This is a genomic window from Amycolatopsis sp. La24 (genome assembly GCF_029087445.1).
GTDB lineage: Bacteria > Actinomycetota > Actinomycetes > Mycobacteriales > Pseudonocardiaceae > Amycolatopsis > Amycolatopsis nivea.
The window spans coordinates 19,182-43,302 of the sequence record NZ_JARACH010000074.1 but is presented as its reverse complement, the minus strand read 5'-3'; the positions used below and the strand labels follow the sequence as shown (position 1 = coordinate 43,302).

General features: G+C 68.8%; 26 protein-coding genes. 6 read left to right on the top strand and 20 right to left on the bottom strand.

Going from position 1 to position 24,121, the window contains the following annotated elements; genetic code table 11:
* Window positions 1-149: 149 nt before the first annotated feature.
* Window positions 150-1,124 carry a WYL domain-containing protein gene (locus PUT80_RS40515; protein WP_275295303.1) on the top strand — a complete coding sequence of 325 codons (975 nt, stop codon included), beginning with the start codon at window positions 150-152 and terminating at the stop codon, window positions 1,122-1,124.
* Here PUT80_RS40515 and PUT80_RS40510 read toward each other — a convergent pair.
* Window positions 1,115-2,032 (bottom strand): SDR family oxidoreductase, encoded by a 918-nt coding sequence (locus PUT80_RS40510; protein ID WP_037808454.1) that lies wholly within the window; start codon window positions 2,030-2,032, stop codon window positions 1,115-1,117. The genes PUT80_RS40515 and PUT80_RS40510 overlap by 10 nt on opposite strands.
* Window positions 2,033-2,187: 155 nt before the next feature.
* Between PUT80_RS40510 and PUT80_RS40505 the strand changes: the two genes are divergently transcribed.
* On the top strand, window positions 2,188-2,748 hold the full coding sequence (locus PUT80_RS40505) for a DedA family protein (protein ID WP_275295302.1): 561 nt from the start codon (window positions 2,188-2,190) through the stop codon (window positions 2,746-2,748).
* On the opposite strand, the gene PUT80_RS40500 is transcribed toward PUT80_RS40505, so the two are convergent.
* Window positions 2,705-3,814 carry a serine hydrolase domain-containing protein gene (locus tag PUT80_RS40500; RefSeq protein ID WP_275295301.1) on the bottom strand — a complete coding sequence of 370 codons (1,110 nt, stop codon included), beginning with the start codon at window positions 3,812-3,814 and terminating at the stop codon, window positions 2,705-2,707. The two genes, PUT80_RS40505 and PUT80_RS40500, sit on opposite strands and share 44 nt — an antisense overlap.
* Before the next feature lie 64 nt (window positions 3,815-3,878).
* On the opposite strand from PUT80_RS40500, the gene PUT80_RS40495 reads away from it, so the two are divergent.
* Complete coding sequence (locus PUT80_RS40495; protein WP_275295300.1) at window positions 3,879-4,433, top strand: TetR/AcrR family transcriptional regulator; 555 nt, start codon at window positions 3,879-3,881, stop codon at window positions 4,431-4,433.
* Here PUT80_RS40495 and PUT80_RS40490 read toward each other — a convergent pair.
* Window positions 4,430-5,335, bottom strand: a complete 906-nt coding sequence (locus PUT80_RS40490; protein WP_238603908.1) for a LysR family transcriptional regulator — start codon at window positions 5,333-5,335, stop codon at window positions 4,430-4,432. The genes PUT80_RS40495 and PUT80_RS40490 overlap by 4 nt on opposite strands.
* Window positions 5,336-5,421: 86 nt before the next feature.
* Here PUT80_RS40490 and PUT80_RS40485 point away from each other — a divergent pair, with 86 nt between their 5' ends.
* Window positions 5,422-6,321 (top strand): EamA family transporter, encoded by a 900-nt coding sequence (locus PUT80_RS40485; protein WP_238603907.1) that lies wholly within the window; start codon window positions 5,422-5,424, stop codon window positions 6,319-6,321.
* Between the two features lie 3 nt (window positions 6,322-6,324).
* Here PUT80_RS40485 and PUT80_RS40480 read toward each other — a convergent pair whose 3' ends face one another.
* The 4 genes from PUT80_RS40480 to PUT80_RS40465 all read right to left on the bottom strand — a co-directional run bounded on the left by PUT80_RS40480 (window position 6,325) and on the right by PUT80_RS40465 (window position 9,472).
* On the bottom strand, window positions 6,325-6,954 hold the full coding sequence (locus PUT80_RS40480) for a hypothetical protein (protein WP_134662066.1): 630 nt from the start codon (window positions 6,952-6,954) through the stop codon (window positions 6,325-6,327).
* Window positions 6,955-7,132: 178 nt separating this feature from the next.
* Window positions 7,133-7,789, bottom strand: coding sequence for a DedA family protein (locus tag PUT80_RS40475; RefSeq protein ID WP_037808466.1), 657 nt, complete (start codon window positions 7,787-7,789; stop codon window positions 7,133-7,135).
* A 109-nt stretch (window positions 7,790-7,898) separates the two neighbouring features.
* Window positions 7,899-9,095: a DUF6596 domain-containing protein gene (locus tag PUT80_RS40470; protein WP_275295299.1), complete on the bottom strand. Its 1,197-nt coding sequence runs from the start codon at window positions 9,093-9,095 to the stop codon at window positions 7,899-7,901.
* Window positions 9,092-9,472, bottom strand: coding sequence for a YciI family protein (locus tag PUT80_RS40465; protein WP_275295298.1), 381 nt, complete (start codon window positions 9,470-9,472; stop codon window positions 9,092-9,094). Before PUT80_RS40465 ends, PUT80_RS40470 begins: the two co-directional genes overlap by 4 nt.
* A gap of 102 nt (window positions 9,473-9,574) precedes the next feature.
* On the opposite strand from PUT80_RS40465, the gene PUT80_RS40460 reads away from it, so the two are divergent.
* Window positions 9,575-9,997, top strand: coding sequence for a nuclear transport factor 2 family protein (locus PUT80_RS40460; protein ID WP_275295297.1), 423 nt, complete (start codon window positions 9,575-9,577; stop codon window positions 9,995-9,997).
* 59 nt (window positions 9,998-10,056) lie between these two features.
* Here the strand turns inward: PUT80_RS40460 and PUT80_RS40455 are convergent, their stop codons facing one another.
* Together PUT80_RS40455 and PUT80_RS40450 are read right to left on the bottom strand one after the other, a co-directional pair.
* Window positions 10,057-10,383, bottom strand: coding sequence for a helix-turn-helix transcriptional regulator (locus PUT80_RS40455; RefSeq protein WP_037808473.1), 327 nt, complete (start codon window positions 10,381-10,383; stop codon window positions 10,057-10,059).
* Window positions 10,384-10,482: 99 nt separating this feature from the next.
* The gene (locus tag PUT80_RS40450) at window positions 10,483-10,770 is read right to left on the bottom strand and encodes a hypothetical protein (protein ID WP_037808475.1); all 288 of its coding nucleotides are present in this window, start codon (window positions 10,768-10,770) and stop codon (window positions 10,483-10,485) included.
* A 97-nt stretch (window positions 10,771-10,867) separates the two neighbouring features.
* Here PUT80_RS40450 and PUT80_RS40445 point away from each other — a divergent pair, with 97 nt between their 5' ends.
* The gene (locus PUT80_RS40445; RefSeq protein WP_037808477.1) at window positions 10,868-11,629 is read left to right on the top strand and encodes a GntR family transcriptional regulator; all 762 of its coding nucleotides are present in this window, start codon (window positions 10,868-10,870) and stop codon (window positions 11,627-11,629) included.
* A gap of 107 nt (window positions 11,630-11,736) precedes the next feature.
* Here PUT80_RS40445 and PUT80_RS40440 read toward each other — a convergent pair whose 3' ends face one another.
* From PUT80_RS40440 to PUT80_RS40390, 11 genes are all read right to left on the bottom strand, one after another.
* The gene (locus tag PUT80_RS40440; protein WP_043834533.1) at window positions 11,737-12,849 is read right to left on the bottom strand and encodes an oligopeptide/dipeptide ABC transporter ATP-binding protein; all 1,113 of its coding nucleotides are present in this window, start codon (window positions 12,847-12,849) and stop codon (window positions 11,737-11,739) included.
* Window positions 12,846-13,841 carry an ABC transporter ATP-binding protein gene (locus PUT80_RS40435; RefSeq protein WP_037808482.1) on the bottom strand — a complete coding sequence of 332 codons (996 nt, stop codon included), beginning with the start codon at window positions 13,839-13,841 and terminating at the stop codon, window positions 12,846-12,848. The genes PUT80_RS40440 and PUT80_RS40435 overlap by 4 nt, the downstream gene beginning before the upstream one ends.
* A 4-nt stretch (window positions 13,842-13,845) precedes the next feature.
* Complete coding sequence (locus PUT80_RS40430; RefSeq protein WP_037808484.1) at window positions 13,846-14,781, bottom strand: ABC transporter permease; 936 nt, start codon at window positions 14,779-14,781, stop codon at window positions 13,846-13,848.
* Entirely contained in the window at window positions 14,778-15,779 is a 1,002-nt protein-coding gene (locus PUT80_RS40425; protein WP_275295296.1) for an ABC transporter permease, read from the bottom strand. Before PUT80_RS40425 ends, PUT80_RS40430 begins: the two co-directional genes overlap by 4 nt.
* A gap of 87 nt (window positions 15,780-15,866) precedes the next feature.
* Window positions 15,867-17,558 carry an ABC transporter substrate-binding protein gene (locus PUT80_RS40420; RefSeq protein ID WP_051728630.1) on the bottom strand — a complete coding sequence of 564 codons (1,692 nt, stop codon included), beginning with the start codon at window positions 17,556-17,558 and terminating at the stop codon, window positions 15,867-15,869.
* A gap of 425 nt (window positions 17,559-17,983) precedes the next feature.
* On the bottom strand, window positions 17,984-18,460 hold the full coding sequence (locus tag PUT80_RS40415) for a uridine kinase (protein ID WP_275295295.1): 477 nt from the start codon (window positions 18,458-18,460) through the stop codon (window positions 17,984-17,986).
* Between the two features lie 44 nt (window positions 18,461-18,504).
* Window positions 18,505-18,942 (bottom strand): DUF2304 domain-containing protein, encoded by a 438-nt coding sequence (locus PUT80_RS40410; RefSeq protein ID WP_037808489.1) that lies wholly within the window; start codon window positions 18,940-18,942, stop codon window positions 18,505-18,507.
* An 11-nt stretch (window positions 18,943-18,953) separates the two neighbouring features.
* Window positions 18,954-19,709 (bottom strand): glycosyltransferase family 2 protein, encoded by a 756-nt coding sequence (locus PUT80_RS40405; RefSeq protein WP_051728631.1) that lies wholly within the window; start codon window positions 19,707-19,709, stop codon window positions 18,954-18,956.
* Window positions 19,710-19,715: 6 nt separating this feature from the next.
* A complete protein-coding gene (locus tag PUT80_RS40400; RefSeq protein ID WP_238603901.1) occupies window positions 19,716-21,671 on the bottom strand; it encodes a DUF6541 family protein in 1,956 nt (651 codons plus the stop codon).
* A gap of 83 nt (window positions 21,672-21,754) precedes the next feature.
* The gene (locus tag PUT80_RS40395) at window positions 21,755-23,053 is read right to left on the bottom strand and encodes a hypothetical protein (RefSeq protein WP_275295304.1); all 1,299 of its coding nucleotides are present in this window, start codon (window positions 23,051-23,053) and stop codon (window positions 21,755-21,757) included.
* Window positions 23,050-24,069: a glycosyltransferase family 2 protein gene (locus PUT80_RS40390; RefSeq protein WP_275295294.1), complete on the bottom strand. Its 1,020-nt coding sequence runs from the start codon at window positions 24,067-24,069 to the stop codon at window positions 23,050-23,052. Before PUT80_RS40390 ends, PUT80_RS40395 begins: the two co-directional genes overlap by 4 nt.
* Window positions 24,070-24,121 lie beyond the last annotated feature (52 nt).

Below are 24,121 nucleotides of genomic sequence, written 5' to 3'. Positions count from 1 at the left end.
CTCGTCCTCACCCAGCACGAACAAGCCGTCCGCGACACCGCCCAGCCCACCCCGGCCTGACAACTACCACACCCCGTCAACCCGCCATGACCAGCACAAACCAGGATGAAAAATCCCCATTGGGGCGGTTCTGGGCGAGGGAGACGAGGATGCGAGCCGAGCGCCTGGTCGCGCTTCTCTTCACGCTGCACCGCAAACGCGCGGGCACCGTCGGGGAGCTGGCCGGCGAGCTGGGCGTGACCGAGCGGACACTGCGGCGGGATCTCGCCGCGTTGCGCGAAGCCGGCGTGCCGCTCTGGAGTGAACCAGGGCGCCGTGGCGGCGTCCGGCTCGTCGACGGCTGGCGTTCGCGGCTCGACGGCCTCACCTCGCGGGAGGCCGTCGCGCTGCTGGCCCTCGACGTGCCGGACGCGCTGGCCGGGCTCGGTCTCGGCACCGCGGTGTCCGCGGCGCACGCGAAAGTGTCCGCGAGCATGCCGAAGCAGCTGCAGGAACACGCCCGGACGGTCGCCGGGCGGTTTCATCTCGACGCCTCGGCCTGGTTCACCTCGCCGGACGACACGAGCGCGCTGCCCGCGGTCGCGAAGGCGGTGTGGACGCAGCAGCGGCTCGACGTGCGGTACCGGCGGCGCGACAAGGTCACCCGGCGGACGCTCGATCCGCTGGGGCTCGTGCTCAAAGCCGGGGTTTGGTACCTGGTAGCACGTGTCGACGCCGACCTGCGGACGTATCGCGTCTCCCGGTTCACGGCGGTCGCCGAAACCGGGGAAACCTTTGCCCGGCCGGAGGAATTCTCGCTCGCCGACTGGTGGCGCGCGTCGTCGGCGGAGTTCGAGAAGATGCCGCTGCCGTTGAAGGTGACGGCTCGGCTCGACCGGTCCGCGGCGGGGGCGTTGCGGCGGGTTTTCGGGCCCGAGCACGTGAACGAGGTGCTGGTGTCGCTCGGCCCGAAGGACGCCGACGGGTGGGCCGAGGCCGAGTTCGCCATGGAGGGCAAGGAAGTCGCCGTCGGACAGCTGGTTTCCCTCGGCCCCGGCGTCGAGGTGCTCACCCCGCCGGAGATCCGCGCCGCGGTCGCGGAATTCGGTCAAGCGCTGGCTGAGCGCAACAAGGATCAGCGGTAGCCGCTGGCGTCGGCGGGCTTCCCCGGTTCCTGCACCTCCTCGATGTACCGCCACGCGTCCGGACGGCTGCCGTCCACGTCATCGATCTCGTAGACCTTCGCCAGCTGACCGCTGGAAACGGTCTGTCCGGTCCACCGGTGCCGGTCCGCGTCGGCGGCGAGCGCGACGACCGTGCGGCCGGAGAAGGTCGGCGATTCCGAGATCACGAAGTGCGGCTCACGGACGGTCGCGTCGCGCCAGTTTTCCTCGGTGACCTCGAAAATCTCCAGCATCGCCTCCGAACGCAGCCACCCCGGCGTGAACGCGATCGCGGTGCACTCGTGCTTTTTGAGTTCGGCCGCCTCGCCGACGGCCAGGACGTTGATCGCCGCCTTAGCCAGGTAGTACGGCAGCGACGTGCCCTCGCGGTACTTCTGGTTGTACTCGGCGGTGCCGTCGGTCAGTTCGATCACCAGCCCGCCCGGACGCCGGATGACCAGCGGAAACAGATGGTGGCTGGTGATCAGGTGGGCGTCGAGGGACAGCCGCATCATCCGCAGGCTGGCGTCCAGAGAGTGCTCCCAGACCGGTTTGCCCCATTCCAGGTAACGGTCGCCGCCCCAGATGCCGTCGACCAGGATGTCGAGGCCGCCGTGCTCGGCGTCGATCCGCTTGGCGAGCGCGGCGACCTCGTCGCTCACCAGGTGGTCGACCCGCAGCGCGGTTCCCTTGCCGCCCGCGGCTTCGATCCGCTCCAGAGTGTCCTCAATGGTCTCCGGACGGTCCACTTCGGACCGTCCGGCCCGCGTCGTGCGACCGGTGACGTACACGTGTGCCCCGGCCCGGCCCAGCTCGACCGCGATCGCCCGGCTCGCCCCGCGCGTGCCGCCCGCCACGAGCGCGACCTTGCCCGCCAGTTCCCCGCTCATTCCGTTCGTCCTCTTCTCTCTCGGTGAACCACCAGCGTGCGCGCGAACCCTGACATCCTCTGTCCGGGTTCCGGAAATCTGTGTTCTGGCTGTGCCTTGCTGTGAAGAGCCGGTGATTCGGACTCATCGGCGTCGACGAAGCGGTTAATGGAGATATGGACGCTACGACGGCTGGGCTGGTGGTGCTATTCATCGTCTCGCTGGTGCCGGTGTTGCCCACCGAGGTGACACTGCTCGGCATGGGCGTGGCCGCCGCGCAGCACGGGACCTCGCTGGCTGTCGTGATCGCGGTCGCCAGCTTCGGCTGCCTGCTATCGGACCAGGCGTTGTACGCACTCGGGCGGTTCGGCGGGGCTCGCGTACTGGCCCGATTGAGCCGTCGGCGCAAACTGGCCGCCGGGCTGACCTGGCTCGACGGACGCTTGCAACGGCATCCGCGGCCGGTCCTGGTGGTCGCGCGATGGCTGCCTTCCGGCGGCACGATCGGCGCGCTGCTGGCCGGCTCGTTGCGGTGGCGGTTCACCGAGTTCCTGACGGCGTCCGCGGTCGGCGTGCTGCTGTGGACGTCGTACGTCGCGTTCCTCGGCTACGCCGGCGGGCAACTGGTCGCCGAGCCGGGGCTGAGCCTCGCGTTGTCGCTGACCATCGCGGTGCTGCTGGGCTCGGCGATCACTATCGGGATTCGACGGCACGCAGCGCCGAGTACAACGCCTTGATCAGCGGTTCGTTCTCCGGCGCGGCCGCGGCGGGGAACGGGATCCGGCGGCGGGTGTAGCCGTACGCGACGCCGTTGCGCGGATCGACGAACGCCTGCTGGCCACCCGCGCCGCTGTGTCCGAAGCTGCCCTGGCCCAGCTCGGGGTAGTACTCGCTGGTGGCGTGGAATCCGATGCCGAACGCCTTGTGCTGATGCAACACCACGTCGTCACCGGTGGACTGGATTTGCGCGAACTCGGCAGCGGTTTCCGGCTTCAGCAGCGGCGGTTCGCCGTCCAGCGGACTGATCGCGGCGGCGTACATCCGAGCCAACCCGCGGGCCGAGGCGACGCCGCCGAACGAGGCCGGGCCGAGCCGCCGGACCTCCGGGAGGTTCGGCAGTTCCCAGACCTCCGGGCCGTCCGGATGGTGCCGGTTGAACGCGATCCCGTTCAGGCTGTTGGCGGCGGGCGGGGCGATCTGCCGCTCGGGGGTCAGGATCATCGGCTCCGCACTCGCGAATCGCGGTTCCAGTTCGACGGGGAGGCCGAGGTAGAAGTCCAGTGCGTACGGATCGCGGATCCGTTCGGCGAAGTGTTCCTGGATGGTGCGACCGGTCGCCCGCAGCACGACCTCGCCGCTGAGCGCGCCGATGACCAGCGCGTGGTAGCCGAACGCGGTTCCCGGTCGCCAGAACGGGCGCTGGCGGGCCAGGCGTTCCGCGACGATCCGGTCGTCCGCGAGTTCCGCGCGGGAGAATCCTTCGTCGGCGCCGACCAGTCCGGCTCGGTGCGCCAGGAGTTCCCTGAGCGTGACGTCGGCCGAGAACTCCGGCCAGTAGTGGCGCACCCGCTGGTCAAGGTCCAGCACCCCGTCCTGGACCAGCAGCGCGACGACCAGATGCGCCGCGCCTTTCGTCGCGGAGTAAGCGCCAAGCAGGCAGTCCCCGTCGACGCCGGTCCACAAGTCGACTACCCGCTCGCCGCGGTGATACGCCACCAGCTGGGCAGCTCCGTCCGCGACTGCCGCGAACGTGTCCCGCACCTGTTCGAAACCGGGCCGCACGGTGCCCTCGATGTTTTCCATGCCACGACCGTACTCCTGTTTGTAACCATTGGTCACTAACTCTGTCTCGGTAGAGTCCGCAGCTATGACCCGACCGCGGCCCGGCCGCCCCGCACAGCTCGATCGCGAGCGGATCGTCGACGCGGCGTTGTCCACGGGAAACCTCGACACCTTGACCATGCGCGAACTGGCGACGCGGCTGGGCGTGACGCATGGCGCGCTCTACCGCTGGGTCGCCAACCGGGACGCGCTGTTCGATCTGATCAGCGAGGTGGTGCTGGAGCGGGTACTTCCCGAGGAAGGACCGCCACGCCGGTCTTGGCGGCCGTGGCTCGCCCAGGTCGCGTGGGCGATGCACGACCAGTTCCTCGCGGTGCCCGGTTACGCGACCCGGTTGTCCCGGCCGCACCGGCACAACGCGGATTCGTTCGGCAGGCTGCGCTCGCAGGTGGTCGCCGCGTTCACCAACGCCGGGGTGTCGCCGGAACTGGCCGAGCAGAGCTGGTACATCTTCATCACGTGCACGGTCAGCTGGCTCGCGGTGCGGGAAAACCCGCTCGATCTCGGGCCGGACGCGCCGCGGTTTGAGCTGTTTCTCGACACGTTGCTGCGTGGGCTTCCTGCCCGGGAACCCAGTTAGGTCGTCAACGCGGCGACCTCGGCACGCAACTCATCGATCACAGTCGCGACCGCCGGACGGTTCGCCGCACCGGTACGGCACACCACTTCCACCAACCGCGCCGCCCGGATTCCCGCCAGCGGACGGCCGACCAATCCACTGCCCCGCCGAGTGTCCATTGTGTACCGAGGCATCAACGCGATCCCGTGCCCGGCCGCGACAAGCCGTTCAGTGATGCGGAAATCGTTGATGCGCTGGACGATCTGCGGCCGCACGCCGGTACGCACGGTGAGCGAACGCAGGACGTCGTCGACCGGGAAGCCGTGGTCCACCGAGATCCAGCGTTCGTCGGCGAGATCGGCGAGTTCGACCCGGCGGCGGCGGGCGAGCCGGTGATCGGCGGGCAGTGCGACGTCCAGCGGTTCGCGCAGCAACGGGACGACGTCGAGGCGTTCGGTGTCGAATTCGGGCGCGTGCTCGTCGCGGTGGGCGACGACGACGTCGTAATCGGCGACCAGGCCAGGCACCTGCGGCGGGACCATGTCGACGTCGCGGACGTCGACGTCGAGGTTTTCGTACTGGTCGATGCGGCGCAGCAGACCGGGCAGGAGCATCAGGCCCGCGGACTGAAAGATCGCGATCCGCACCCGTCCGCGCGGGGCGCTGCGGTAGGTGGCCAGTTCCGCTTCAGCCCGGTCCAGCGCGGCCAGCACGTCGTCGGCGCGGGCGACCAGCGCGCGGCCCGCGTCGGTGAGCCGCAGGCCGCGGCCGGCCGGTTCGGTGAGCGCGATGCCGACCTCCGCCTGCAACGCGCGCAACTGCTGGGATATCGCCGACGGCGTGCAGTGCAACGCCCGAGCGGCGGCGGTGACGCTGCCCCGATCAGCGAATTCGCGCAGCGTCCGGAGCCTGCCCAAGTCCATCCGCGCAGTGTATGTGAAGCAGCGCTACACAGTCGGTGCAGTTTTTCTCGCTGGTGCTTCAAGGTTTGCCTAGGCAGAGTGGCGGCATGGCCATCCGGGACCGTCTGCTCGCTGTGTTCGTCGCCGTCTTGTGGGGTCTGAATTTCATTGCGATCCACGCCACACTCGGCCAATTCCCGCCGATGTTCGCGGGCGCGCTGCGGTTTCTGCTGATCGCGATTCCGACGATGGTCCTCGTGCCGCGGCCGCGCGTGAAGCTGCGCTACCTCCTGGGCTACGGGCTCGGGTTCGGCACCGGACAGTTCGCATTCCTGTTCGTCGCGATGCACCTGGGCATGCCGACCGGGCTGGCGTCGCTGGTGCTGCAGGCGTCCGCGCCGTTCACCGTGCTGCTGGGCGCGGTGCTGCTGCGGGAACGCGTCTCCGGACGGCAGCTGGCCGGGATCCTGCTCGCGGTGGCGGGCATGACCGCGATCGCCTGGCAGCAGTCCGCCCACGCCGCGCTGGTGCCGGTGCTGCTGACCCTGCTGGCCGCGCTGAGCTGGGCGATCGGCAACCTGAGCATGCGCCGCGCGGAGCCGGACAACCCGCTGCACCTGACGCTGTGGATGTCAGTGGTGCCGCCGCTGCCGATGCTGGCGCTGTCGAGCATCTTCGAAGGCCCCGGCGCGGCGTGGCACTCGCTGGCGACGCTCGGCACCAAGACCGGCCTGATCGGCATCGCGGGTCTGGCGTACGTCGTCATCTTCGGGACGGTCGTGGGCTCCGGCATCTGGACCACGCTGATGCGCCGCAACCCGGCGGGCGTGGTCGCGCCGTTCTCGCTGCTCGTGCCGGTGGTCGGGTTGACGGCGTCGTTCTTCATCCTCGGCGAGGTGCCGACAGTACTGACCCTAGTCGCCGCGGCGGTGGTGATCGGCGGGGTCTTGCTGGGCTCGCTGCGGAAGAAGCCCGCGGTCACGCCGGAGGAGCTGCTGCCGGTGTAAGGGTCACCGGCTGGGACGCTGCCGCAGCAGTTCGGGCACCCGGTCGTACGCCTTCAGCTCGCCGGCCAGCTCCGGGACCAGATAGCCGAGCACCCGCAGGATCGTCTCGTGGTCCTTCCACAGATGCCGGTGATGAATCGGCTCGTGATGCATGATCCGGTTGCGGAACAGCAGAACGGTGCGCAAATCCGTGTGCAGATCACGCCGTTTGCCGCGGTAGAAGGCGAACGTGCGGTGCAGGTGCGGGACCCACAGCGTCCGGTCGTAGGCACTGCTGAGCGTGGACACCCAGAACCCGAGCGACAGGTTGGCCACGAGGTCATCGGGCGTCTGCGGCCGTCCGCGCACGGTCAGCTTGCGCCGGGCCTCTGCCAGCTTGCCGACGCCGTCGGGGCGCAGCGGGGCTACCCGCCACCAGTCTTCCCGGTCGAACGCCGTCGCCAGCGTGCGGTGCAGGCCGTTCCGCAGCGCGAGCTCCAGGCAATGCAGCGACGGGTAGAACGCCGCGGAAACCTCTACGTTCCACCAGTACAACGCACAAGCCCGAGCGAGATCGCCTTCCGCCTTCGCGAGATACGGCGCGAACCTCGGGGTCGACAAACCTTCCCTGATCCACCCCGGCTCCCCCGGCATCAGCTGCCCCTCCCCGTTTCTTGCCCCTCTCGGGCGGAGGGGATGTGCTAGTATGGCGCAGTACGCCCCGGGTCGCCTCTGCTTTCGCATGCCGCTCGGGGCATCGCTTATTTCCAGGCCGGGGAACAGAAAACCCCCGGCACGTCCGAAGACCTGCCGGGGAATCCCGTCAGCCGGTTCAGGCGACCGCGTCGTTCTTCTCCTCCGACGACGCGGACGAGGCCGATCCCGCCGCGTGGCGGGCCATGCGCTTCTTCAGCACCAGCGTCACCACGACGCCGATCACCAGCGCCGCGCCGAGGCCTGCCCACTGGAAGCCCTTCAGCCACTTGTCGGCGACCACGCCGAGGTAGTAGATGAGCGCCGTCGTCCCGCCCGCCCAGACGATGCCGCCCAGTGCGTTCGCGATCAGGAAGCGCGGGTAGTGCATGTTCAGCGACCCGGCGAGCGGGCCGGCCAGGATGCGCAGCACCGCGACGAACCGGCCGAAGAACACGGCCCACATGCCGCGTTTGTGGAACATCTTTTCGGCGCTCGCGATGTGGTCGGGGCCGAAATGTTTCGGGAATTTCCGGCCGGCCCAGGCGAAGAGCCGTTTGCCGCCCTTCTTGCCGATCAGGTACCCGATGCTGTCGCCGATGATCGCGCCCGCCGACGCCAGCACGCCGATCCACAGCGGGTTCAGCCCGCTGTGCGACGACGCCAGCAGCGCCGCGCTCACCAGCACGATCTCCCCCGGCAGCGGGATGCCCAGGCTTTCGACCATCACCACCAAGCCCACCAACAGGTAGACCGACAGCGGAGGGATCGCCTCCAGCACGTGGTCGATGTTCACTGCCAACCCCCTTGTGATTCGTGCCTGGTCTCCGCAGAGTACCCAGCTGACGAGCGTTCTCGCGTCCGCCTGGAGTCGGGGGTGGGGTCCGTCTTCAGGCAGGGGTTTTTCAGGGTTTTTCCGACATAACACGCAAAGCGCGCGATTCGAAGTACTCGCGTTCCGGCAGGCTCAAGGTGCGCTGGGCGGCCCGGAGATAGCAGTCGCGGGCGCCTTGCGCGTCGCCGGACCGTTCGAGGAGATCGGCGCGGACCACGTCGGCCCGGTAGTGGTCCAGGTGCTCGGACGCGTCCAGTTCGGCCAGCGCGACCGCCGGGCCTTCGACGCGGGCGAGCGCGACCAGGCGGTTGAGGGTGACCATCGGGCCGGGCGCGAGCTGCCGCAGGAGGTCGTACAGCATCAGGATCTGCGGCCAGTCGGTATCGTCGGCGGTCGGGGCTTCGTCGTGCACGGCGGCGATCGCGGCTTGCAGCTGGTACGGGCCGACGGGGGTGTTCGCCAGCGCGTGTTCGATGAGTGCGCTGCCTTCGGCGATCGCGGACGCGTCCCAGAGCGAGCGGTCTTGTTCGGCCAGCGGCACGGGCACGCCGTCCTGGCCGGTGCGGGCGGGACGGCGGGCGTCGGTGAGCAGCAGGAGGGCGAGCAGACCGGCGACCTCGCCGTCAGCAGGCAGCAGGGCGTGCAGTTGCCGGGCGAGCCGGATGGCCTCGGCGGTCAGTTCGACGCGGTTCACCTCGCTGCCGGAGCTGGCGGTGTGGCCCTCGGTGAACACCAGATACAACACTTGCAGGACCGCGGCGACGCGTTCCGGCAGTTCGTCCCGGGGCGGCAGGGCGAAATCCGCACCGCGCAGCTTCTGTTTCGCGCGGCTGATCCGCTGACCGATCGTCGGCTCCGGAACCAGGTACGCGCGCGCGATCTCGGCGGTGGTCAGACCGCCGACGGCACGCAACGTGAGCGCCACCTGCGACGGGCGGGTCAGCGCGGGATGGCAGCAGAGCAACAGCAGGGTGAGCGTGTCGTCTTGCTGCGGCACGAGTTCGAAGGACGGCGGTTCCAGCGCGGCCACCGTCTCCTCGCGGCGGATCCGCGCGGCTTCGTTGCGCCACATCTCGATCCGCCGCCGAGAAGCGGTCGTGATGAGCCAGGCCTTCGGATTGTCCGGGACCCCGTCCTTCGGCCACTGCACGGCGGCGGCGAGCAGGGCCTCCTGCACGGCGTCCTCGCATTTGCCGAAATCGCCGTAGCGGCGCACGAGCGCGGTCAGGACCTGCGGGATGAGGTCGCGCAGGAGGCCGTCGATCACAGCTCGAAGTCCACGTCGCCGATCAGCCCCATCACGGGCCGCACCTCGATCGTCGCGAACGGGGCCTCCGGGATCCGCGCGGCGATCTCCAGCGCACGGGCCTCCGAATCGCATTCCAGCAGGTAGAACCCGGCGAGCTGTTCCTTGATCTCGGCGAACGGGCCGTCGGTGGTGCTCACGCCGTCAGTGCTCACGCGGACCTGCTTCGTCAGCTCCGGCGCGGCCAGCCGCTCGGACACGATCCGCTCGCCGGTGCCCGCCAGCTCCTCGTGGAACCGCTGGTAGGCCCGCAGGCCCTCGGCCTTCTGCTCGTCGCTCATCCCCGCCCAGGCCGCGCGCGACGCCGGGTTGCCGTAGATCAGGACCAGATACTTCATCGGGAGCCTCCTCGAAAAGTTTTTCCACCCCAGATGTCGAAGCCGGACCGGCGGCTTCGACGTCCCGGACGAACACCGAGTCCGGGAAAAGGAGACCACAAAATGTCCGAAAACGAGATCCGCGACCTGCTGGCCGAGCGCACCGCCGCGATGCACGCGAAGGACCCGCAGCGAGTCGTCGCGAGCTACACCGAGAAGGCGGTCAAATTCGACCTCGCCCCGCCGCTGCGCACGACCGGCGCTTCCGCGGAGCACGTCGCGCAGTGGATGAGCACCTTCGACGGGCCGATTTCCTACACGTACCACGACGAGGAGATCACGGTGTCCGGCGATCTGGCGATGGTGGCGGCGCTGACGAAGCTGACCGCGACGCCGCAGGGCCACAACGAATCGTTCACGCTCTGGTTCCGCACCACGTTCGCCTTGCGGCACAACGGAAATGGCTGGCTGATCGCGCACGAGCACAACTCGACGCCGTTCCACATGGACGGTTCGTTCCGCGCTGCCGTCGACCTCCAGCCCTGAAAACGGTTGGGAACCCGGCCGCCGCGCAACGTCGGGGAGAAGCGCGGCGGCCGGGAGTTTCAGGGGACAGGGTCGCGGCGAGGAGGCCCGCAGGTGCAGATCGGGCAAGCGGACACGATTTTGCGGAGCCGGTAGAGGAGCGCGAGGTTCAGAATCCGTTCCTGCTCGTCGCCGACGACGCCGAGCGAGCCGAGGATGCGCGCGACGATCAGCGGGCTAGGCGTGCGCCGCCCTTGCTCCCACTCGGGAATAGCCCCTGGAGATACGCCGATCCGCCGGGCAAGCTCGCGAACGCCCCACTTCTTTGCCTCCCGGGCTTCGCGGAGCGCGCTGCCCACCATCTGCGGCAACAGGTTCGGTTGGCGCTCCGGGTCGTTCGTGCTCACTTGTCGTGTCCTGCTCTTCGGTCCGGTCGGCGATGATCTCGCCAGTGTCGGGATCGGTGACGATCTCGGTGCCGTCGTACTGGATCCAGTGGCCCACGCTCACCACGCCCGTTTCGGACTGCGCGGTCCGCCGCAGAAGCACGTCGGGCAGTCATCGCGCAGGTCGCGGTCTGACCTCAGTTCCTCGGACAGCTCGTCGGCGAACGCCATCCGCTGCGGCAACCGCAAACCGGACGTGCACTTCGGCCAGAACACTTCCGCTCCGGGGGTGAACAGCTTCCGCTCGAACTGATGATTCGAGCCGTCGCACGCCCACCTGTGCACCGAATAGATCACCGTGGCCACCTCGCCGGAGGGCAACTCGCCCGCGATCCGTATCGCTTCCACATCCCACCTCGCCAACTGGTATTGACGTCTTATCCACTAACTGTCGCACGTCGCTCACCACTGGTCAAGACAAGTGGACCAGTGGCAGAATGGGCGCATGGTGGATCGCACGAGCGGAGTTCCCGCGTTTCGGCAGGTGGCGGCTGACCTTCGCGAGAAGATCGCGGCCGGTCAGTACGCACCAGGCGATCAACTGCCGAGCGAACGCGAACTGGTGGACGTCTACAGCGTGTCCCGTCCGACGGTGCGCGACGCAGTGGACGTGCTGCGGCGCGAGGGTCTCGTGATCGCCGAGCATGGGCGCGGCGTGTTCGTGCGGCCACCCGCCAGCATCCAGCGCGTTGCCCGGTCTCGTCTGTCGAAAGAGGCGCGGGCGAAGAACCGCGGCGCGTTTCTCGCTGACGCCGCAGCACGCGGTTTCGCACCGTCGTCGTCAGTCACGGTTCGGTTCGAACGGGCCGACGCACGTGCGGCCGAGCATCTTGCGATCGATGAAGGCGCTGAGGTGACCGTGCGAGACCGGGTGATGCGCGCTGATGGGCTCGTGGTCCAGCTCGCGGTGTCGCGCCTTCCACGAGAACTGACGCGCGACACCGCGATCGAGCAGGTGGACACGGGCAGCGGTGGTACGTACGCCCGGCTGGAGGAAGCGGGGCACGAACTCGGGTCGTTCGTGGAATACGTCGGGGCTCGGATGCCCAACCCCGTCGAGGCATCGCAGCTTCAACTCGCCGACGGCGTCCCGGTCATGACCGTCACGCGCGTGGCCTACGACGCGGACGGGAGGCCGTTGGAGATGAACGACATGGTCCTTGCCGCAGACCGCTACGAGCTGTCGTACGAATGGCCTGCCGATTGACTGTCCACATAGAACTGACCGGGCAAGGCTCCACCCTGAAAGCCCTGAAAAGCCGTGAAGGACTCCTTGAGGGAATCAGATTCCCTCAAGGAGTCCTTCACGGACGGTCAGAGGATCTCGGCGGCCGAACCGACGTCCGGCGGGCCGAGGTCCGGGTTCAGTGCCCCGGCGTCGACCAGTTCCACCTCGACCTTGTGCGGCTGGATCCGCCCGTCGCGGATGTCCTCCGCGTAGTGGCAGGCCACCCGGTGTCCGGCGCCGATCTCGCGCAATTGCGGGCGATCGGTGTCGCACAGGCTTTCCTGCTTCCACGGGCACCGCGTGTGGAAGCGGCAGCCCGACGGCGGGTTGGCGGGCGACGGGAGGTCGCCGGCGAGCAGGATCTGCTCGCGGCTGTCCTCCACCACCGGGTCCGGCACCGGGATCGCCGACAGCAGCGCGCGCGTGTACGGGTGCAGCGGGTTTTGGTACAGCTCCTCCGACGTCGTTTCCTCGACCAGCGCGCCGAGGTACATCACGCCGATCCGGTCGGAGATGTGCCGGACCACCGCGAGGTCGTGCGCGATCACCACGTAGGTGAGACCGAGCTCGTCCTGGAGGTCCTCCAGCAGGTTCACCACCTGCGCCTGCACCGAAACGTCCAGCGCGGACACCGGTTCGTCGGCGACGATCAGGTCCGGCTCCACCGACAGCGCCCGCGCGATGCCGATGCGCTGGCGCTGGCCGCCGGAGAACTCGTGCGGGTACTTCCGCAGCGACGACTCCGGAAGGCCGACCGCGCTCAGCAGTTCGCGCAGCCGTTTCGCGGTCGATTCCTTGTCCTTGTCGAGCCCGTGCGCGCGCATGCCCTCGACGAGGATCGATTCGACCGACTGGCGCGGGTCCAGGCTCGACATCGGGTCCTGGAACACCATCTGCATCCGCCGCCGCGCCTTGCGCAACTGCTCGCCCTTGAGCTGGGCGACGTCGGTGCCGTCGAACACGACCTTGCCGTCGGTCGGTTCGTTGAGCCGCAGGATCGCGCGGCCGAGCGTCGACTTGCCGCAGCCGGATTCGCCGACCAGGCCGTAGGTTTCGCCGCGGCGGATCGACAGGTCGACCCCGTCGACCGCGAACACGTGGCCCACCGTGCGGTCCACGACGATGCCGCGTTTGATCGGGAAGTGCACCTTGAGGCCGGTGACCTCGAGCAGCACCTCGTCGGTGTTCGCCACCGTCATCGGGTTCCTCCTCCTGCCGCCACGGCGGGTTGCACCGGGTTGTGGCAGCGCAGCAAGCCGTTCCGGTCGGGAACCAGCTCCGGCGAATTCTCCAGGCAGGCCTGGATCGCGTTCGGGCAGCGCGGCGCGAAGGCACAGCCGCCGTCCCACGGGATGTTGTCGGCCACCGAACCGCGGATCGGCACCAGCTTCTCGCCGCGGCCCTCGTCGAGCCGCGGGATCGAGGCCAGCAGGCCGTGCGTGTACGGGTGCCGCGGCTGCGCGAACAGCGAATGCCGCTCCTGGCGCTCCACGATCCGGCCGCCGTAAAGCACGTTGACCTCGTCGCAGAGCCCGGCGACGACGCCGAGGTCGTGCGTGATCATCACCAGCGCGGTCCCGGTGTCCTGCACCAGTTCCCGCAGCAGGGCGAGGATCTGCGCCTGGATCGTCACGTCGAGCGCGGTGGTCGGCTCGTCCGCGATGAGCAGCCGGGGACGGCACGCCAGCGCGATCGCGATCAGCGCGCGCTGGCGCATCCCGCCGGAAAGCTGGTGCGGGTACTCGGAAAGCCGCCGCGTCGGGTCGGGAATGCCGACCTTGTCGAGCAATTCCGCCGCTTCGATCCGCGCCTTCTTGCGCGGCATGTCGCGGTGGCGCTCCAGCACCTCGGTGATCTGCAGCCCGATCGGGATGACCGGGTTCAGCGAGGACAGCGGGTCCTGGAACACCATGCCGAGATCGCGGCCGCGCCGGTCGCGCATTTCGCGGTCGGACAGGGTCAGCAGATCGGTGCCCTCGAAGCGCACCGAACCGCTGACGGTGTTGCCGCGCTTGGCGAGCAGCCGCATGATCGCGAGCGAGGTCACCGACTTGCCGCAGCCGGACTCGCCGACCAGCCCGACCGTCTGGCCGGGTTCGACGTCGAAACTCACGCCGTCGACCGCGGTGAACGGACGCTCGCCGCGGCGCTGGAACACGACCTTCAGGTCGCGGACTTCGAGAAGTGCCACGGGGTCACCGCCGGTTCTTCGGGTCGAGGGCTTCGCGGAGGGACTCGCCGAGCAGCGTGAACCCGAGCGCCACGATGATGATCGCGATCGCCGGGTAGTAGGCCAGCTCGGGCCGGATGTCGAGGAAGTGCTGGGAAGCGTTGCCCAGCATCAAACCCCACTCCGCGCGGGTCGGGTCCGGGTCGCCGAGACCGAGGAACGACAGTGCCGCGGCCTCCAGGATCGCGGTCGCCAGGGTCAGCGTCGCCTGCACGATCACCGGGCCGAGCGAGTTCGGCAGCATGTGCCGGAACACGACCGTCGTCCGCTTCACGCCGAGCGACGTCGCCGCGAGCACGTGGTCCGCCTCGCGCTGGGCGAGCATGGAACCGCGCAGCAGCCGGGCGAAAATCGGCACGCCGATGATCGACACCGCGATGATCACCGTCCACTGGCTCGGCTTCGCGAACAGCGCCGCGATCGAAATCGCCAGCAGCAGCGAGGGAAACGCCAGCAGCACGTCGACGATGCGCATGAGGACGGTGTCGACCCAGCCGCCGAACGCGCCCGCGAGCCCGCCGATGAGCGCGCCGAGCAGCACGCCGATCACCGTGGCGAGCACGCCGACCAGCAGCGTCTGCTGTGCGCCGATCAGCAGCCGGGACAGGAAGTCGCGGCCGAAGTCGTCGACGCCGAGCGGGAAACCCGGCTGGGCGCCAGGAATGATGCCGCGCCCGAGGATGACCTTGTCCTGCAGGTACCGGACCTGCGGGTCCTTCGGCGCGAGCAGCGGCGCGAAAATCGCCAGCAGCAGGAACAGCAGGGTGATCACGCCGCCGACGATCGCCACCGGGCTGCGCAGCATCCGGCGCAGTGCCTCGGCGCCGAGGCTGCGCCCGCCCGCCGAAGCCGCGGCGAGCTTGTCGATCGGCTCTTTCTTCTTGTTCAGCAGAGTGTTCACCGCACACGCACCCTCGGGTCGATGAGCCCGTAGGAAATATCCACGAGCATGTTCACGAGCACGTAGACCAGTGCCCCGAGAAGCAGCAGCGCCTGCAGCCGCGGGTAGTCCCGCTTGTCGATCCCTTCGGCGAGAAGGAATCCGAGGCCGCGGAAGTTGAACACTCGCTCGGTCAGCACGGCGCCGCCGAGCAGCGCGCCGGTCTGCAGGCCGATCGTGGTGATCACCGGCAGCAAGGCGTTGCGCAGCACGTGCCGCTGGCGGACCACGGGCTGCGTGAGGCCCTTGGAGTTCGCGGTGCGGATGAAGTCCTCGTTGAACACGTCGAGCACCGAAGCGCGGGTGATCCGGGTGATCACCGCGAGCGGAATCGTGGCGAGCGCGAGCGCGGGAAGAATGAGGTGCTTGATCGCGTCCCACACCGCGTCCCATTCGCCGGTCATCATTCCGTCGAGAATGGCGAAATGCGTGACGACGGTGGCGTCGATGCCCGGCGCCTGCCTGCCCTGCGACGGCAAGCCAAGCGGCGTGGAAAGCAGGTCCTGCATCATGTAGCCGAGGAAGAAGATCGGCACCGCCACGCCGACCAGGGTCAGCACGATGATGACGTTGTCGACGATCTGGCCGCGGAACCGGGCGGCGAGATAGCCGAACGAAATACCGGCCACGACGGCGATGATCATCGCCGTGATGCCCAGCTCGATGGTGGCCGGGAGGAACGTGCCGATCTCCGACATCACCGGCCGGGACGACACGAGCGAAGTGCCGAAATCACCGGTGATCGCGCGGCCGAGGAATTTGAAGTACTGCACGAAAATCGGCTGGTCGAGGCCGAGCACGTGGTTGAGGTTCGCCAGTTTTTCCGGAGTCGCCTTGTCCCCGAGCAGAGCCGACGCGGGCCCGCCGGGAAGTGAGCGCAACCAGGCGAACACCAGGATGGACAGGATGAGGAGCGTCGGGATCGCTTGTAGCAGCCGACGCACGAGAAAACGGAGCACGAGTAGTCCTTTGTGTACAGCCCGGGAACGAGGCCAAGGGCAGGCGCGGTAGCACCTGCCCTTGGCCTGGCTGCTCAGTGGAGCACGTCAGCCGATCGTGACGTTGTCGAAGCGTTCGTCGGTGAGCGGGCTGGCCACCACGCCCTTGATCTTCGGGCCGACCACGATCGCCGGCGTCGGGTAGGCGATCGGGATGGCGGGCAGGTATTCCATGATCTTCTTGTTGGCTTCCTGGTACGCCTTGGTGTGCGCGTCGCCGGCCGGCGCCGCGTCCGCGTCCGCGAGCGCCTTGAAGATGCCCTGGTTGTTCTGGTCGGTCAGGCCGAATTCCGGCTTCGGGCGGCCGAAGAAGGTGCCGACGAAGTTGCCCGCGTCGTTGTAGTCACCGGTCCAGCCGAGCAGGTGGATGTCCTGCTTGCCGTTCTGCTGCACGTCGTCCTTGTACCCGCCGTTCCACGACTCGGCGACCGGCTGCACGTTGATGCCGATGGCCTTCAGGTCCTCGGAGATCGCGGTGTAGGTGTCGGCCGGATTCGGCATGTAGGGCCGGGTGACCTCGGTCGGGTAGTAGAACTTGAGGGTCATGCCCTCGGCGCCGGCTTCCTTCAGGAGCTGCTTGGCGCGCTCCTTGTCGTACGGGTACTTGGTGACGTCGTCGGTGTACCCGTTGATCGCCTTCGGCACGAACTCGGTCGCGACCTCGGAACCCTCGGCCAGCTTGGAGCGCACGAACTGCTCGCGGTTGATGCCGTAGGCCAGCGCCTGGCGGACCTTGGGGTTCTGCAGCTTCGCGCCGTTGGGGCCGGCCTGGTTGATGCCGAGGTAGAGCACGTTGAACGACGGGCGGATCAGCACCTGCTCGCCGTCATTGCGCAGCAGGCCGTAGTCGGCGGGGGCCGGGAAGTCGTAGCCGTTGATGTCGCCGGCCTTGAGCGCCTGCTTGCGGGCGTTCTCGTCCGGGATCACCTTGAACACGAGCTTGTCCAGCTTGGCAGGCTGCGGCATCGTGCTGGTCTCGTTGCGCACCAAGGTGATCTGGCCGTTGCCCTGGTCCCAGCTCTCGAACTTGAACGGGCCGGTGCCGGTCGGGTGCTTGTAGCCGTACTCCGGATACGTGATCGACGTGCCGGAGCCGGTGACCTTGTCCGCGTTGTACTTCTGCAGCGCGGTGGGGCTCTGGATCGCGAACGACGGCAGGGTGAACGCGGCCGGGAAGGCGCCCTTCGCGCGGGTCAGGTTCAGGACCGCGGTGTGGTCGTCCTTCGCCTCGCAGCTCTGGTAGACCGGCTGGCCCTTGGTCGTGCCCTCGTTGTTCTTGAAGCCCTCGAAGACGTCGCCGTAGTAGATCATCTGGCTCTGGGCGGTGGCGCCCTTCATGTTGTACCAGCGATCGAAGTTGAAGCAGACGGCCTTCGCGTCGAACGCGGTGCCGTCGCTGAACTTCACGCCCTGCTTGAGGTCGAAGGTCCAGGTCTTGCCGTCGTTGCTCGGCGTCCACTTCGTCGCGAGCGACGGGGCCAGGTCCGCGGTGCCCGGCTTGTTCTGGATCAGCGTGTCCAGCATCTGCCGGGTGATCCGGAACGTCTCGCCCTCGTCGTTGAAGATCGGGTCGAACATCTTCGGGTTGCCGGTGTTGCCGAAGACCATGGTGCCCCCGGACCCACCGCCTCCGGACTCGTCGCGCTTCGATTCCGCGCACGCGGACAGCGAGACTGCGAGCGCGCCCGCGAGCCCGATCAGAGCTGCCCGGCGTGTTCGGGTCAGCCGCAATTGCTGCATCTGGCACCCCTTGGGAATGTTCGGTGTCTCGAAAGCACCGTCGGCGGTCAGTTCGGGAAGACCAATGCGATCGGTGTGTTCGGTGACACTAGCGGGAACTCGGCCCCCGCTTAAGCACGTGAGGTTACGATCGCGCTACGTAAGGCCCAAATTGAGCGCAACGTGTCGGCAATTGTGTGCACAGCGTAGCGAAAACGGCCGGTTTGGTACGTTGAGTGGCGGTTTGCTCACCCGGTTGGCCTAGCGGTCCGGGTTGTCCGTTCCGGGTGCCGTGGATGTTCCGGAATCTCTCCGGCGGGCCTGGAGAGTTGCCCGCGAAGGCCGCCGAATCGGCCCGAATGCACTCGCGTCCGCCGTGCTCGCGCATTCCGCGCAATAGCCATTTCGCCTGCCGCAAACCGATGTCGAGCCGGGATTCCGGTTGTTCAGACCAGCTGGTCGGCGGCCTCCCGGGTGCCGTCGACGGCGAACCAGCCGCGCTCGAACAACTGCCAGCGGCGCAGTTCGGCCCGCGCTGGCTCGCCGTCCCGGGCGACTGCCCTGGACAACCGTTCAGCCTCGGTGCCGCCCTCGACCCAGCACAGCCACGACAACCGGGACCGCACCGCGCGGCGTCCGCTCGACACGCCTTCCAGCACCAGCACCTCGGGCGCCTCGACGTGCACCAGCTCGCCCGGCCGCGGAGTGCCAGAGGTCCAGTCCATCCGCCGGTACTCGCCGGGCAGGCCCTGTGCCAGCGGCGTCAGCACTCCGTCTTCCAGCTGCGGCCACCACGCGACGGGATCGTCCCAGGTGGCGAAGGCGTCCGTGCTGACCAACGCGGCACGCGAACCGAGAGCCTCGACCGTCTCGGCGGCGATAGTGGACTTCCCGGCTCCGGACGGACCGTCGACGGCGAGCATCCGAACGCCGCCGAGCCGGGGCGGGGCGGCGAGCAGTGCGGAGATCAGGGAACGCGTGCCGGCCTCGCTTCGGGCAGGCCGTCCACGGTGTCCGGCGCGGTCGTGCGCTTCTCCAGTTCGGCGATGCGTGCTTCGAGCTCGCGCTGGGTGTCTTCCAGCTCGCAGCGCAGCAAAGCGGTCTCCTCGACTGAGGTCCGCACCTCTTCCTCCAGGTGCCCGACCTCGGTCGAAAGCTGCAGCGAAACCATCGCGAGGACCACTCCGGACAGGAAGAAGACGAAGTTCGACGGGGTCTCCACGCCCGTCAGGTGCGCCACGAAGTTCGCCACCGCGGGCACCACGGCGAGGATCACGACCCCGATGGCCACCACGAGCCAGATGCCAGCGTACTTCTCGCGCAGTTTGCGCCGCCGCATCATCTCGATGACGACGAACAGCACGAGACACGCGATGACGATGCTCAGCACCCGCCAGCCTGCCATGGAGGGCCTCCTTACACGGCGTCGGAAGAATCGACGGAGGGACGGCGGCGGACCAGGGCGAGCAGCAGCGCCAGCCCCGCGCGGCCCAGGTACACGGCGGATTTCACCGGCGAATGGCTCGGCGTGCCGCCCGCCCGCTCCCGCATCAGGACCGGGGTTTCCGCGATCGCGAGCTTCGCCCGGATCGCCAGCATGAGCGCCTCGACCGTGTCGCCGAGGTATTCGGCCGGGTAGCCGGCGGCGAACAGCCGGATCGCGCGCGGTCCCATCGCCTTGAACCCGGACGTGACGTCGGTGAGCCTGGTCCCGGCCAGCTTGCTGAATACCAGCGACAGCACGGCCATCGCGTACTTGCGCGGACCGACGGCCCGGTACGAGCCCTTGCCCGCGAACCGGGAGCCGATCGCGAGGTCGGCTCCCTCGTCGAGCAGTCGCAGCAGCGCGCCGACCTCGGCCGGATCGTGCTGTCCGTCGGCGTCGACCTGGACCACGGTGTCGTAGCCGCGCGAGACGGCGTAACGGAATCCGGTGCGCATCGCGCCGCCGACGCCGAGGTTCACCGACAGCCGGACCACCCTGGCTCCCGCCTCGCGGGCGAGTTCGGCGGTGCGGTCGAGCGAACCGTCGTCGACGACCAGCACGTCCATGCCGGGCAGCGACCGTTTGATCTGGGCGAGCACCGACGAGACGCTGTCCTGCTCGTTGAAGGCCGGGATCACGATGAGCACGCGGCGGGTGTGCACGAGCGTGCCGGACAAGTCAGCCATGAGCGCTCACTCCCCGTGCGAAGTGCTCAGCGCGGGTGCCACCGCGACGCCGGACTGTCCCGCGATCTCGTAAATCGTCGCGTCGGAATTGCGGAAGACGACGTGGAACATCGGGCCCTCGGCGATCCGGGCGACGCCCGCCGACTGGATCGCGGTAGCGGTGGCCAGCCCCTTGCCCTGGATGACATAGCGCACGCGCAGGTCCGTGAGGTCCCTGCGGACCCGCGGCGACGTGCCGACCTGGTCGACCTGGTCGCTGAGGTACGCGGCCGTCGTGCCCGGACCGGCTCCGTAGAAGTTCCACTCGACCGGCGTCACGCCGGACAGCGCGTACATCCACGCGGAACCGTCGGCCTTGTTGTTCATCACGCGTTCGCCGGGCACCGTGTGCTGCGCGAGCCAGGCATACGCGGCTTCCTCCGCTTTGGACACGGTGGGCCCGTCCTGGTACCTGGCCGCCAGCCGCACCGCGTTGCGACCGACGTAACCGCCCCCGCTCAGCCCGCCGAGCACCACAACCAGCAGCAGCACGGCGACGCCGGTGAGCGCGACCGGCTTGAGCTTCACCCGTGGCTGCATTTTGCGGACCAGCCAGGCGACGAAGGTGTGCGCGAACTCGCCGAAGGCCACCGCTCCGGCGAGCGGCACGAGCGCGGCGATCCGCCAGTGGTCGTTGTAGAAGACGCTCGTGACCGACCGCACGAGGTTCGACTCGAGAGACACGGAAACCATGAACAGGCCGCCGAACACGACGTACGCGCCGACCAGCCACAGCATCCGCCGGTGTCGCACCAGCAGCACGATGCCGATGAACGCGGGCACGCCGACCCACCACTGCGGGAACTCCGACATCGGGGAGAACGTCAGTGTTTCGCCGAGGCCGCCGGCGAGTGTCGCCTCGGTCGGCCAGTGCGCGCTCGTCACGCCGCTCGCGTTGTACAGCGACGGCAGCACGAGCGGCACGCCGAACGCGATCGCCAGTCCGACGGTCGCGATCAGCGTGGGAGCACTGCGCCGCCAATCGATCTTCTCGTAGCGCAGCAGCACCGCGAGCAGGATGAGCAGGAAGTACGCGCCGAGCACGAACACGAGGCTGGTGTGCAGCCCGCACAGTCCGGCAACGCCGACCCCGAGCGCCACCGGGCCCGTCGCGCCGTCCGGCTTCAGCAGGTACCGCGCGAGCACGAGCATCGCCGGGATCAGCGCGACCCCCGCGACGTACGGCCACAGCGGACCGCGCCACAGCGAGTCGTACGGGAACGCGCTGAACCACGTGGTGACCGCGGCGGCCGCGGCGGTACCGAGCGCCGGCATTCCCCACACGCGGCACAGCGCCGCGACGCCGACCGGCACGGTGAAAACCACTGCCAGCGCGGCCAGGTTCAGCGTGGGCATCATGGTCAGCCCGCCCTTGCCGAAGACCAGCGAGAGCAGTGCGTGGTAGGTGTCCGGGTAGAAGTAGTTGGTCTGGTTGGGCAGGTTCGCGATCGTGCCCACGGTGGACGGCCGGGCGTCGCCGTGTTCGGCGATCCAGCGGATCAGGTTGCCGTGGAACGGCGCGTCCCAGCCCTGCTGGACCGTGTTGATCCCGTTGGTGCCGCGCAGAAAAGCGACCGCGCCCACGACGAGGCCCGCGGCGACGCCCGCCGCCATCACGACGTGGTCGCGCAGCGGGAGCTTCGGAAGTTCTTCGACCGTCCAGTCCGGATGACGGCGCGCGCGCAGCCGTCGCGCGGCGAACGCCAGCCCGAAGCCGACGATCGCGAGCACGAGCGTCCAGAGCGCGACCGCGAGCATCGTCCAGCGGATGCCGAGGCCGCCGAGCACCGGGACGCCGAGCGCGACGACTCCGAAAGTGAGCAGCGGCGCGGTGGCGGCGAGCGTCCACCCGCGCAGCCGGACGGCAGCCCCGAAGACGAGCCCGGGCACCCAGAACGCGAGCAGCACCAGAAGAACGTTCATCGATTTCGCGGTCCAACCGTGAGCACCATTTTGCCTTCGCCGCACACCGATGCCGGAGGCTGCGAAGTCACACTACTGCGGCGCTATTCCGCCGTTTCATCGGAGTGGTTCGTTGCCATGATCGACGAATTGACGAGAACGAATGCGAGCACAACCGCGAGGCCGGTCATTGGCGCGGCGGCGAGTGCGATCACGGCACGGAAAACGGTGTCCCCGGGTACCGCCAGCAGCAGCACCGAAGCGGTGGCCGCGACCACCGTCCACGTGATCAACACGCGTCTGGCCTGGGCGCGCGCGACGAGCACCGCGGTGAGCAACTGCATGGGCACCAGCAGCACCGAGGACCAGACGAGCCCGGCGACCGCCCAGCCGTCCACCTGGTAGCCGGCGCCGTAGACGAACCCCACCGCCCACGGGCCGATCAGCAGGCCGACCAGCGCGCCGAGCGCGGCCAGCGCGAGCGAGGCGAACGTGCCGAGCAGCAGCACGCGACGCAGCCGGTGCCGTCCGGCGTCGCTCGTGGAAAGCCGTACGACGAACGGCACCGCGAGCGATTGCACCGGCCCTACCAGCGTCAATGGCAACCGGGCGATGACCAGCGCGGCGAAGACCGCACCGAGCCGGCCGCGGTCGCCGCCCGGTGCGAGCAGGCCGACGAGCGCGGGATATCCGGTGATGACGCTCGCGGTGAGCGCGGCGCCGAGCAGCAGCATCAGCATCCGGCGGACGGTGACTGGCCAGCCGTCGCCCTCGGCGCGGACGTCGAGCAGCCGCCAGCCTTGGCGGACGAACAGCAGCCAGGCGAACGAACCCGCCGCGACTGCCAGCGCCAACGGGACCAGCCGGTAGGCCGTCGCGAGGACCAGCAGGCCCAGGACCAGCGCGCGAACCGCCGGTTCGGCGACCACCAGCCAGGCGAAATGCTTCACCTGGTGCTGCCCGATCAGCAGGCCGCGAACGCCGAACTGGCAGGCGAACGCGACGCCGCCGGCCAGCACGACGAGGGCGAGTTCCCCGTAGCCGGGGAAAAGCCGGTCGCGGACCGGCGGGACGAGCAGCGCGAGCCCGAACGCGGCGGCCACCGCGGCGGCGGTGGCGACGGCCCGGAGCGCACCCCGGCCGGCGAGCCCGCCAGCGAGCGCGGCCACCGCGGACTGCCGGGAAAGCTCCTGCTCAAGCGGGGAAAGCGCGCTGCCGAGCCCCATCAGCAGACCCCAGAAGGTGACGAACGTGGCGTACTGGTCCGGCGGCAGAAGCCGCGCACAAGCGACGGTGAGGACGTAGCCGAGGACGATCGACGCGAGCAGCGAACCGCCGAGTTTCCCCGCGGTGCGGTGGGTGTCGCGGACGACTCCGCCTGCCGTCTCTTCGGTCACGCTCATCGACGCCGCAGCCATGCGCGTAATGCCAGGTAGAGCCCCCGGAACACCCCCGAGCCGAAGCCGGCCGCGAAGACCGGCAGCAGGGTGCTGACCGCGCGCGCCTCGGCGTTGGTGGCCCCGCACTTCTTCACCACGGCGGCCGCCGCGACGCTTCCGGTCGCCCCGAGCGCGACCGTTGTCTTCGGCATTTTCACCGCAAGTCCGGCACCAATCACGCCTACAGCGAGCGAGCAAAATAACGCGTTTCTCGCTGGACCGGGTGAATTTAGGTAGGAATCCACATAGGTTGTCCCCCGAAAGAATGACTGAGCGTAGAACTTTCTGAAGGAATCACGCCCGTGGTAGATCGCGGAGAACTGCGGGGCCAGAAAAATCCGCGCGCGTTCGGCGATCCAGCGCAGCATCCGGGTGTCGTCGCTGGCGAGCCGGACGTCGTCGAACAGCGACTCGAACGCGGCCGCCGCGCCCTCCAGCAGGTCACGGCGGGCGCAGAAGAACGTGGTGCCCTTGGGGTAGCGGTCGAACTCCTCGATGCCGAACGACGTCAGCTTCGGGTCCGCGAAGTACCGCCGCCAGCCGACGGCGACGAGGCCGGCCATGAATCCGGCGTAGGGATTGTGCTCGGAGGCGACGTGGATGTGGCCGTTCCAGACCGCGCGCTGGGGGTGTTCGACGAGCTGCTCGCGCAGGAAGGCGAGGCTTCCCGCGTCGACGATGACCCGGCTGTCCAGCAGCAGCAGCCAGTCGCCGGAGGCCTTCGCCATCCCGGCGCGGCGGGCCTCGAACCGGCCGCCGTTGGGCTGGGTCAGCACCGTGATGCCGTGTTCCTCGCGCAGCCGGGCCAGCTTCCCGGGCGTGCCGTCGGTGCTCCCGTCGTCCACGACGAGCACCTCGACCGGCCACCGGGCCGCCTCGGCGGAGGCGATCAGCGCGCCCACGCTGCGGTCGATCCAGTCCTGTTCGTTGTGGACCGGGATCACGACGCTGAGCGACGGAAGGAGCGGGTGAGCACTCACGCGGCGAGGCTACCCTGCACTTGACCGGCGGGAATGCGCAGTATCCTTGCCG